This is a genomic window from Streptomyces azureus (genome assembly GCF_001270025.1).
Taxonomy (GTDB): domain Bacteria; phylum Actinomycetota; class Actinomycetes; order Streptomycetales; family Streptomycetaceae; genus Streptomyces; species Streptomyces azureus.
Genome location: NZ_DF968251.1, coordinates 1 through 10730, shown reverse-complemented (window position 1 = coordinate 10730; position 10730 = coordinate 1). Strand labels below are relative to the sequence as shown.

General features: G+C 71.4%; 5 protein-coding genes and 2 pseudogenes. 4 read left to right on the top strand and 3 right to left on the bottom strand.

Features of this window, described 5'->3' with window-relative positions; genetic code table 11:
• Both AOQ53_RS13705 and AOQ53_RS13700 read left to right on the top strand, forming a co-directional pair.
• A pseudogene (locus AOQ53_RS13705) lies at positions 1-850 on the top strand (ABC transporter permease); the annotation flags it as partial.
• Complete coding sequence (locus AOQ53_RS13700; RefSeq protein WP_059417319.1) at positions 847-1821, top strand: ABC transporter ATP-binding protein; 975 nt, start codon at positions 847-849, stop codon at positions 1819-1821. The pseudogene AOQ53_RS13705 and the gene AOQ53_RS13700, both read left to right, overlap by 4 nt.
• A gap of 177 nt (positions 1822-1998) precedes the next feature.
• Here AOQ53_RS13700 and AOQ53_RS13695 read toward each other — a convergent pair whose 3' ends face one another.
• From AOQ53_RS13695 to AOQ53_RS13685, 3 genes are all read right to left on the bottom strand, one after another.
• Positions 1999-3462 carry a glutamate synthase subunit beta gene (locus AOQ53_RS13695; protein WP_059417318.1) on the bottom strand — a complete coding sequence of 488 codons (1464 nt, stop codon included), beginning with the start codon at positions 3460-3462 and terminating at the stop codon, positions 1999-2001.
• Entirely contained in the window at positions 3455-8053 is a 4599-nt protein-coding gene (gltB, locus tag AOQ53_RS13690; protein WP_078945299.1) for a glutamate synthase large subunit, read from the bottom strand. Before gltB ends, AOQ53_RS13695 begins: the two co-directional genes overlap by 8 nt.
• Positions 8054-8433: 380 nt before the next feature.
• A complete protein-coding gene (locus tag AOQ53_RS13685) occupies positions 8434-9165 on the bottom strand; it encodes a VIT1/CCC1 transporter family protein (protein WP_059417316.1) in 732 nt (243 codons plus the stop codon).
• 227 nt (positions 9166-9392) lie between these two features.
• On the opposite strand from AOQ53_RS13685, the gene AOQ53_RS13680 reads away from it, so the two are divergent.
• Positions 9393-10460: an ADP-ribosylglycohydrolase family protein gene (locus AOQ53_RS13680; RefSeq protein ID WP_059417315.1), complete on the top strand. Its 1068-nt coding sequence runs from the start codon at positions 9393-9395 to the stop codon at positions 10458-10460.
• 62 nt (positions 10461-10522) lie between these two features.
• Positions 10523-10730 (top strand): annotated as a pseudogene (locus tag AOQ53_RS46160) (ADP-ribosylglycohydrolase family protein); the annotation flags it as partial.

Here is a 10730-nt window from a genome sequence, read left to right as displayed (position 1 = left end):
CGTCGAGCCGGAGACCTACGCGGAGGTGGCCCGGCAGATGGATCTCGGGGGGTTCGCGGCCGACCGGCTGGGAGCCGGGGGCGGGGTGCTGGGCGCCGTCGCCTCCTCCGGGGTCGCCGAGCGGCTCGGGCGGGCGCCGCGCCGGATCGTGACGGATGGCGGAGCGGTCACGGTGCGGATCACCGCCGTGCGCCCCCGCACCCCGGCCGTCCCCGACGGCGAGTTCCTGCTGGTCGACGCGGCGGGTCTGAAGGGCTCCGGCGGCCCCACGACCCTGCTGGCCTCGGGTGCCGGGCTCGACGCGAAGGCGCTGCGGGCAGCCGTGCGCGGCGCCGGGTCGAACCTCTCCGTGACACCGCGCGGCGAGGTACGCGCGGCGCTGTCCGACTCACCGTTGCAGGCGGGCGCCGAACGGATCTACGCCTGGGCCGTCCTCGCGGGCGCCGGCTACGCCGTGCTCGCCCTGGTGCTCGGCCTGCTGCGGTCCGCACCGGAACGGGCCGCGCTGCTGGCCCGGCTGCGCACCCTGGGCCTGACGGCCCGCCAGGGGCGCCACCTGCTCGGCCTGGAGGCGCTGCCCCCGGCGCTGCTCGCGGCCGGCGGCGGCATGGCCGTCGGCTGGGCCACGGTACGCCTGCTCGCCCCCGGCATCGACCTGGACCGGCTCGCTCTGGCCGGCGCGTCCGGCGTCACGGCGCCGCAGGGTGCCGCGCTGCGGGCCGACCTGTGGTCGCTGGCCCTGCCCGCCGCGGTCGCGGTGCTGCTGGCGGGGGTGGTGACCGTCACGCAGGCCTGGTGGGCGGGACGCCGGACACCGAACACTCACCTCAGGGCAGGAGACATGCGATGAGCGGTACGACGGAGTCGCTCGCGGAACTGGAGCGGCGGGCGGCGCGGCACCGGGACCGGCCCGCGTACGGGCACGACGCCCTGATCGCCTGCGACCGGCTGGTCCGGATCTTCGCCGAACACGGTGGCCGGGACGCCGTGGAGGTTCAGGCGCTCCAAGGGCTCGATCTCCTGGTGCGGGAGGGCGAGTTGATGGCCCTGGTGGGGGCGTCCGGCAGCGGCAAGTCGACGCTGATGAACATCCTCGCCGGCCTGGACGTCCCGACCGCCGGCACGGCGAAGGTCGCGGGCCGTGATCTGCTGACGATGGACGCGAAGGCGCGGTTGCGTTACCGGCGTGAGGTGGTCGGCTTCGTCTGGCAGCAGACGGCACGCAATCTGCTGCCGTATCTGACGGCGGCGCAGAACGTCGTCCTGCCCATGCAGCTGGCGGGCGGCTCCCGCAGGAAGCGGGCCGGACGGGCGGACGACCTGCTGGCCATGCTCGGCGTCGCCGACTGCCGGGACCGGCGTCCGCGGCAGATGTCCGGCGGTCAGCAGCAGCGCGTCGCGATCGCCGTCGCCCTGGCCAACGCCCCCGCCGTGCTGCTCGCCGACGAGCCGACCGGCGAGCTGGACTCGGCGACCGGGCAGCAGGTCTTCGCGGCGTTCCGCCGGGCCAACGAGGAGCTGGGCACGACGGTCGTCATCGTCACGCACGACCAGGCGGTCGCCGGCGAGGTCCGCCGCACGGTCGCGATCCGCGACGGCCGCACGTCGACGGAGGTGCTGCGCCGCACGGAGGTCGACGAGGCGGGCCAGGAGTCCCTGGTGGCCCGCGAGTACGCGATGCTCGACCGCGCGGGCCGCCTCCAGCTGCCGGCCGAGTACACGACAGCCCTGGGCATGCGGGACCGGGTGCTGCTGGAGCTGGAGGAGGACCACATCCAGGTGCGGCCGGACCAGAACGGAAGCGGAAGCGGGAACGGCTGAGGACATGCGACAGCGCCTGCCCGGTCGTCCGGTCGGGGACTGTGGGGCAGGCGCCATCTCGGGGGGTCTGGGGGCCTGCGGCGGAGCCGCTTATGTTGCTGCCCCCAGATATCCCGCCCGTACGCCTTTGTACGGGACGTATGGGTGACCGTCAGGTCACTTGTGTGATGCGCTCCGTCAGACCATCAGCGCGCGGTCCGTCGGGCGGATCGGCGCGTGCAGTTCGCTGGCACCCGTGAGGTGGCGGTCCACCCCGCGAGCCGCCGAGCGGCCCTCGGCGATCGCCCACACGATGAGCGACTGGCCGCGGCCCGCGTCACCGGCGACGAAAACGCCCGGCACATTGGTCTGGTATTCGTCGTCACGGGCGATGTTGCCGCGCTCGTCGAGCTCCAGGCCGAACTGCTCGACCAGGCCGTTCTCCCGGTCGGTGCCGGTGAAGCCCATGGCGAGGGTGACCAGCTGGGCGGGGATCTTGCGCTCCGTGCCCGGCTTCGGGGTCAGCCGGCCGTCGATGAACTCCACCTCGGTGAGGTGCAGCCACTGGACGTTGCCGTCCTCGTCGCCCTCGAAGTGCGTCGTCGACACCGAGTAGACGCGCTCGCCGCCCTCCTCGTGGGCCGAGGTGACCTTGTAGAGCATCGGGAAGGTCGGCCAGGGCTGGTTGACCGGGTGCCGCTCGTCGTTCGGGCGGGGCATGATCTCCAGCTGCGTGACGGAGGCCGCGCCCTGGCGGTGGGCGGTACCGACGCAGTCGGCGCCGGTGTCGCCGCCGCCGATGACCACGACGTGCTTGCCCTCGGCCGAGATGGGGGGCGCCACGAAGTCGCCCTCCTGCACCTTGTTGGCCAGGGGCAGGTACTCCATGGCCTGGTAGATGCCCTTGAGCTCGCGGCCGGGCACCGGCAGATCACGGGCCGTGGTCGCGCCGACGGCCAGGACGACCGCGTCGTAGCGCTTCTTCAGGTCCGTCGCCTTCAGGTCGCGGCCGATCTCGATGCCCGTGCGGAAGCGGGTGCCCTCCGCGCGCATCTGCTCGATACGGCGGTTGATGTGCCGCTTCTCCATCTTGAACTCGGGGATGCCGTACCGGAGGAGGCCTCCGATGCGGTCCGCGCGCTCGTAGACGGCGACCGTGTGGCCGGCGCGGGTCAGCTGCTGGGCGGCGGCCAGACCGGCCGGGCCGGAGCCGACGACCGCGACCGTCTTGCCGGACAGGCGCTCTGGGATCTGCGGGGCGACGTCCCCGGTCTCCCACGCCTTGTCGATGATCGAGACCTCGACGTTCTTAATGGTGACCGGCGGCTGGTTGATGCCGAGCACACACGCCGACTCACACGGAGCGGGGCACAGACGGCCCGTGAACTCCGGGAAGTTGTTCGTCGCGTGCAGGCGCTCCGAGGCGGCGGCCCAGTCCTCGCGGTAGGCGTAGTCGTTCCACTCGGGGATCAGGTTCCCGAGCGGGCAGCCGTTGTGGCAGAACGGGATGCCGCAATCCATGCAGCGGCTGGCCTGCTTGCTGATGATCGGCAGCAGGGAGCCGGGGACGTAGACCTCGTTCCAGTCCCTGACGCGCTCCTCGACGGGGCGGGACCTGGCGACCTCGCGCCCGTGGTTCAGGAAGCCCTTCGGGTCAGCCATTGATCGCCGCCTCCATCATCTTCTCGTGGGTCTCGGTCTCGGAGAGACCGGCTCGCTCGGCGGCGTCCTTGGCGGCGAGCACTGCCTTGTACGTGCTGGGGATGATCCTGCTGAAGCGCTCGACGGCGGTGTCCCACTCGGCCAGGAGCTTCTCGGCGACGGTCGAGCCCGTCTCCTCCTGGTGGCGGCGGACCACGTCGTGCAGCCACTGCTTGTCGGTGTCGTCCAGCGCCTCGACGGCGTCCAGGTTGCCGACGTTGACGTTGTCGCGGTCCAGGTCGATGACGTACGCGATACCGCCGGACATACCGGCCGCGAAGTTGCGGCCCGTCTCGCCGAGCACCACCGCGTGACCACCGGTCATGTACTCGCAGCCGTGGTCGCCCACGCCCTCGGAGACGACCGTCGCGCCGGAGTTGCGGACGCAGAAGCGCTCGCCGACCTTGCCGCGCAGGAACATCTCGCCCCCGGTGGCGCCGTAGCCGATGGTGTTGCCGGCGATGACGCTGTACTCGGCGAGGTGGTCGGCCGCGCGGTCCGGGCGGACCACGATCCGGCCGCCGGAGAGGCCCTTGCCGACGTAGTCGTTGGCGTCGCCCTCCAGGCGCAGCGTGACACCGCGCGGCACGAACGCGCCGAAGGACTGGCCGGCGGAGCCGGTGAAGGTGATGTCGATGGTGTCGTCGGGCAGGCCCGCGCCACCGAACTTCTTCGTCACCTCGTGGCCGAGCATGGTGCCGACCGTGCGGTTGATGTTGCGGATCTGCACCTGGGCGCGGACCGGCTGGGCCTCGGTGGCGTCCGAGGCGGACAGGGCGTCCGCGGCCAGCTTGATCAGCTGGTTGTCGAGCGCCTTCTCCAGGCCGTGGTCCTGGGCGATCAGCTGGTGGCGGACCGCGCCCTCGGGCAGCTCGGGCACGTGGAACAGCGGCTCCAGGTCCAGGCCCTGCGCCTTCCAGTGGTCGACCGCGCGGGTGACGTCGAGGGCCTCGGCGTGGCCGACGGCCTCCTCGATGGAGCGGAAGCCCAGCTCGGCGAGGATCTCGCGGACCTCTTCGGCGATGTACGTGAAGAAGTTCACGACGTACTCGGCCTTGCCGTTGTACCGCTCGCGCAGCACCGGGTTCTGCGTGGCGATGCCGACCGGGCAGGTGTCCAGGTGGCAGACGCGCATCATGACGCAGCCGGAGACGACGAGCGGCGCGGTCGCGAAACCGAACTCCTCGGCGCCGAGCAGCGCGGCGATGACCACGTCGCGGCCGGTCTTCAGCTGGCCGTCGGTCTGCACGACGATGCGGTCGCGCAGGCCGTTGAGCAGCAGCGTCTGCTGGGTCTCGGCGAGGCCGAGCTCCCAGGGACCGCCCGCGTGCTTGAGCGAGGTGAGCGGCGAGGCGCCCGTACCGCCGTCGTGGCCGGAGATGAGGACGACGTCCGCGTGTGCCTTGGAGACACCCGCGGCGACCGTGCCGACGCCGACCTCGGAGACCAGCTTGACGTGAATCCGCGCCTGCGGGTTCGCGTTCTTCAGGTCGTGGATCAGCTGGGCCAGGTCCTCGATGGAGTAGATGTCGTGGTGCGGCGGCGGCGAGATGAGGCCGACGCCAGGCGTCGAGTGCCGCGTCTTGGCGACCCACGGGTAGACCTTGTGGCCGGGCAGCTGGCCGCCCTCGCCGGGCTTGGCGCCCTGGGCCATCTTGATCTGGATGTCGTCGGAGTTGACCAGGTACTCGGAGGTCACACCGAAGCGGCCGGAGGCGACCTGCTTGATGGACGACCGGCGGGCCGGGTCGTACAGGCGCTCCGGGTCCTCGCCGCCCTCACCGGTGTTGGACTTGCCGCCCAGCTGGTTCATGGCGATGGCGAGGGTCTCGTGCGCCTCCTGCGAGATGGAGCCGTACGACATGGCGCCCGTCGAGAACCGCTTGACGATCTCGGAGACGGGCTCGACCTCGTCGATCGGAATGGGCTTCCGGTCGGACTTGAAGCCGAACAGGCCGCGGAGCGTCATCAGCCGCTCGGACTGCTCGTTCACGCGCTCGGTGTACTTCTTGAAGATGTCGTAGCGGCCGGAGCGCGTGGAGTGCTGGAGGCGGAAGACCGTCTCCGGGTCGAACAGGTGCGGCTCGCCCTCGCGGCGCCACTGGTACTCGCCGCCTATGTCCAGCGCGCGGTGCGCCGGGGCGATGCCGGAGGCCGGGTAGGCCTTGGCGTGCCGGGCGGCGACCTCCTTGGCGATGACGTCGATGCCGACGCCGCCGATCTTGGTGGCCGTGCCGTTGAAGTACTTCGTGACGAAGGCCTCGTCGAGACCGACGGCCTCGAAGACCTGGGCGCCGCGGTAGGAGGCGACGGTCGAGATGCCCATCTTGGACATGACCTTCAGCACGCCCTTGCCGAGGGCGTAGATGAGGTTGCGGATGGCCTTCTCGGGCTCGATGCCCGGCAGGAAGGTGCCGGCGCGGACCAGGTCCTCGACGGACTCCATCGCCAGGTACGGGTTGACCGCGGCGGCGCCGTAGCCGATGAGCAGGGCGACGTGGTGGACCTCGCGGACGTCGCCGGCCTCGACCAGCAGGCCCACCTGGGTGCGCTGCTTGGTGCGGATGAGGTGGTGGTGGACGGCCGCGGTGAGCAGCAGCGACGGGATCGGCGCGTGCTCGGCGTCCGAGTGGCGGTCCGACAGGACGATCAGCCGGGCGCCGTTCTCTATCGCGGCGTCGGCCTCGGCGCAGATCTCGTCGATCCGCGCGCCCAGCGCGTCACCGCCGCCGTGCACCCGGTACAGGCCGGACAGCGTCGCGGCCTTGAAGCCGGGCATGTCGCCGTCGGCGTTGATGTGGATGAGCTTGGCCAGCTCGTCGTTGTCGATGACCGGGAAGGGCAGCACGACGCTGCGGCAGGAGGCCGCGCTCGTCTCGAGCAGGTTGCCCTGCGGGCCCAGCGAGGAGCGCAGCGAGGTGACGAGCTCCTCGCGGATGGCGTCCAGCGGCGGGTTGGTGACCTGTGCGAACAGCTGGGTGAAGTAGTCGAAGAGCAGCCGCGGGCGGTCCGACAGCGCGGCGATCGGCGAGTCGGTGCCCATCGAGCCGATCGGCTCGGCACCGGCCTTGGCCATCGGCGCGAGGATGACGCGCAGCTCCTCCTCGGTGTACCCGAAGGTCTGCTGGCGGCGGGTGACCGAGGCGTGCGTGTGCACGATGTGCTCGCGCTCGGGCAGGTCGGACAGCTCGATCTCGCCGGCTTCCAGCCACTCCCCGTACGGCGCCTCGGCGGCGAGCTGGGCCTTGATCTCGTCGTCCTCGATGATGCGGTGCTCGGCGGTGTCGACGAGGAACATGCGGCCGGGCTGGAGGCGGCCCTTGCGGACGACCTTGGCCGGGTCGATGTCCAGGACGCCGACCTCGGAGCCGAGGACGACGAGGCCGTCGTCGGTGACCCAGTAGCGGCCGGGGCGCAGGCCGTTGCGGTCGAGGACGGCGCCGACCTGGGTGCCGTCGGTGAAGGTGACACAGGCCGGGCCGTCCCAGGGCTCCATCAGGTTGGAGTGGAACTGGTAGAAGGCGCGCCGGGTCGGGTCCATGGAGTCGTGGTTCTCCCACGCCTCCGGGATCATCATCAGCACGGAGTGCGGCAGCGAACGGCCGCCCAGGTGCAGCAGCTCCAGGACCTCGTCGAAGGAGGCGGAGTCGGAGGCGTCCGGCGTGCAGACCGGGAAGATCCGCTCTATGGCCTTGTCGTCGGAGCCGAACAGGTCGGAGACGAGCTGCGACTCGCGGGCGACCATCCAGTTGCGGTTGCCCTTGACGGTGTTGATCTCACCGTTGTGCGCGACGAAGCGGTACGGGTGGGCCAGCGGCCAGGACGGGAACGTGTTCGTCGAGAACCGCGAGTGCACGAGCGCGATCGCGGAGGCGAAGCGGCGGTCGGACAGGTCCGGGAAGAAGGGCTCCAGCTGGCCGGTGGTCAGCATGCCCTTGTAGACGATGGTCCGCGCGGACAGCGACGGGAAGTACACGCCGGCCTCGCGCTCGGCGCGCTTGCGCAGCACGAAGGCCTTGCGGTCGAGGGCGATGCCCTCCGACACGCCGTCGCTGACGAAGATCTGGCGGAAGACCGGCATGGTCGACCGGGCGGTGGCACCGAGCAACTGGGGAGCGACCGGCACCTCGCGCCAGCCGAGCACGGTCAGGCCCTCCTCGGCCGCGATCGTCTCGATCTGCGAGACGGCGTCGGCGGCGGAGTCCTCCGGCAGGAAGGCGGTACCGACGGCGTAGGCACCGGCCTCGGGCAGTTCGAATCCGGCCACGTCACGGAAGAAGGCGTCCGGGACCTGCGACAGGATGCCGGCGCCGTCACCGGAGTCGGGCTCGGAGCCGGTGGCGCCGCGGTGTTCGAGGTTGCGCAGGACGGTCAGAGCCTGCTCGACCAGGGTGTGGGACGCCTCGCCGGTGAGGGTGGCGACGAAGCCGACGCCACAGGCGTCGTGCTCGTTGCGGGGGTCGTACATACCCTGCGCAGCAGGGCGAGCATCCATGAACGACCAGTTCTGGCCATTCGCGGAATGCTGGGACGGCTGGCGCGGCGTACGCATCGGCTCTCCCGTCGTCGTCAGGTGGCATGTGCAAGTGCCGAGGGACGACGTTGGCCCTCGCGTGATCGCAAAATTTCGTGCAGGTTACATGATGGAGCGATTCTCGGGAAGCGGGATAATCCGTTCCAACATGCGGACACCGGCGGCTAGCGGCAGGGGTACCGCACCGACGGTGGAAGCTATGGGGGCCAGTACGGAACGACCGGGTGAGATCGATGCCCGTCGGGCCCGAGGGCGGGACAGGCGTCGTCGCCCACCCCGCTGACCGCGCCCACGGGCCTCGTTGCCCGCAGCGCTTACGGCTCATGCCCCGTGGTTGCACATTCGAAACCAGCGAGTAACGGCTACTTATGCGGCCCAACGCATAAGTCAAAGCCGGACTATCCTACGGCCGTTCCGAACAAGGTGCCCAGGGCGTACGTCACACCGGCCGCCGCGCCTCCCAGGAACAGCTGCCGCAGACCGCTGTACCACCAGGTGCGGGCCGTCACCCTGGCCACCACCGCGCCGCACAGGAAGAGCCCGAGCAGGGCCAGCAGCACGGCCGGCAGGAGGCTGCTCGCACCCAGCAGATACGGCAGGACGGGGATCAGCGCACCCAGCGCGAAGGAGCCGAAGCTCGACACCGCGGCCACGGTGGGCGAGGGCAGATCGCCGGGATCGATGCCCAGTTCCTCCCGGGCGTGGATCTCCAGCGCCTGCTCGGGGTCCTTCGACAACTGCCGGGCGACCTCACTGGCCAGCCGCGGTTCGACCCCTCGCGCCCGGTAGAGCGCGGCGAGCTCGGCCTCCTCGTCCTGCGGGTGCTTGCGCAGCTCGCGCCGCTCCACGTCCAGCTCGGCCTCGACGAGCTCGCGCTGCGAGGCGACGGAGGTGTACTCACCGGCGGCCATGGAGAAGGCGCCGGCGGCCAGGCCCGCGAGCCCGCTCAGGACGATGGTGTGCTGACCGACCGAGCCGCCCGCGACACCGGTCATCAGGGCCAGGTTGGAGACGAGGCCGTCCATCGCACCGAACACCGCGGGACGCAGCCAGCCGCCGTTCACGTCCCGGTGGGTGTGGTTGTCCCGGTGCGCCTCGTGCAGCGCCGCCTCGGTCTCGATGATGGCCATGAAAAATCCCCGATTCCCTTGCTGAACAAGCCTCTTTGGACAAGTTCCAGATTTTTACAGCAACCAAAGTACGCCGTGAATTCCGATGCCGCCAGCAAGGAAAGGCTGGGCTAACCTGCGGTTTTACCCTTATGCGCTCACCTGATAACGATCATGCACAGATGTCGACCGGGTGATGCTGGGGGCCCCGAGGCTCGGGGCGGTCGCCGGAGTGGGACACATCCCGTATGGCATCGATCGCCTGCATCCCCTCCGTCCCGGCGCCCGGCGACGCCGCCGAACTCCGCGCACGGGCACGCGGCGCACTGCTGGGCCTGGCCGTCGGTGACGCGCTCGGGGCCCCGGCCGAGAACATGAAGCCCTCCGAGATCCGCGCGCGGTGGGGCCGTATCACCGGCTACGTCGCCGAGCACCCGGCCGGCACGGACGACACCGAGTACGCGATCTTCTCCGGCCTCCTCCTGGCCCGGCACGGCTCGGCACTCACCCCCGCGCACGTGGAGACGGCCTGGCACGAGTGGATCGCCGACCGCGACGAGGGACCCTTCCGGGGCGCCGGCTTCAGCGAACGCGGCACGCTGGAGAACCTCCGCCGAGGCCTGGCGGCCCCCATCTCCGCCCAGCACCGGCACGCCTGGAGCGACGGTCTGGCCATGCGCGCGGCCCCTTTCGGGGTGTTCGCGCCCGGCCGCCCGGCGGAGGCGGCCCGGCTGGTGGCGATCGACGGCTCGGTGAGCCATGACGGTGAGGGCATCTACGGCGGCCAGGCGGTGGCGGCGGGCGTGGCGGCGGCGATGGCGGGCGCCCAGCCGATCGCGGTCGTGGCCGCCGCCCTCGCGGTCGTGCCCGACGACTCCTGGACGGCCCGCTGCCTGCGCCGCGCGGTGACGGTGGCCCACCGCGGCGAACGCGCGGTCCGCTCCGCGGTCGTCATCGGCGGCTACCCCTGGACCGACCTGGCCCCCGAGGCGGTCGCCCTCGCCTTCGGCGCGTACGCGGCGGCCGACGGCGACTTCGAACAGTCCGTCCTGACGGCGGTGAACATGGGCCGCGACGCGGACACGACGGCGGCCGTCGCGGGTGCCCTGGCGGGCGCGACGCGGGGAGTGTCGGCGATTCCGAAGGCCTGGACGACCCCCATCGGCCCGGTCCGCGGCCGGTGCCTGCCGGCGATGGCGGGTTACCACGTCCTGGACGTGGCGGACTTGCTGACGCCGTGGGCCGCGGCACACGGCGAGGAGCCAGGGCCGACCGACTTCGTCCTGGCGGGCGACGGAACGGAGGCCCCCGCATGACGCCGCACGATCCGGCGGCCGCCGACGGAGAATGCGCGCCACGAGCGACCAGTACCCCTCGGGTGACAGTTGCGGGCGGTGCGCGGGCGGGAGACAGAAGGACCGAAGGCGAAGCCGGACGAAAGGCCGAAGGCCTCCTGCTCGGACTCGCCGCCGGCGACGCCGCCGGCTGGCCCGCCGCCCGCCACAGAGCCGCCCGCATGCCCGACTGGACCCGCCGCCTCACCCGCGAACTGGACACCTTCGCCGAACACAACGCCACGACCACCC

Bases quoted from the DNA above. Each gene is read 5' to 3' on its own strand.
- AOQ53_RS13700 (WP_059417319.1), top strand. From the start codon at position 847: ATGAGCGGTACGACGGAGTCGCTCGCGGAACTGGAGCGGCGGGCGGCG.
- gltB (WP_078945299.1), bottom strand. From the start codon at position 8,053: ATGCGTACGCCGCGCCAGCCGTCCCAGCATTCCGCGAATGGCCAGAAC.
- AOQ53_RS13680 (WP_059417315.1), top strand. From the start codon at position 9,393: ATGGCATCGATCGCCTGCATCCCCTCCGTCCCGGCGCCCGGCGACGCC.
- AOQ53_RS13685 (WP_059417316.1), bottom strand. From the start codon at position 9,165: ATGGCCATCATCGAGACCGAGGCGGCGCTGCACGAGGCGCACCGGGAC.
- AOQ53_RS13695 (WP_059417318.1), bottom strand. From the start codon at position 3,462: ATGGCTGACCCGAAGGGCTTCCTGAACCACGGGCGCGAGGTCGCCAGG.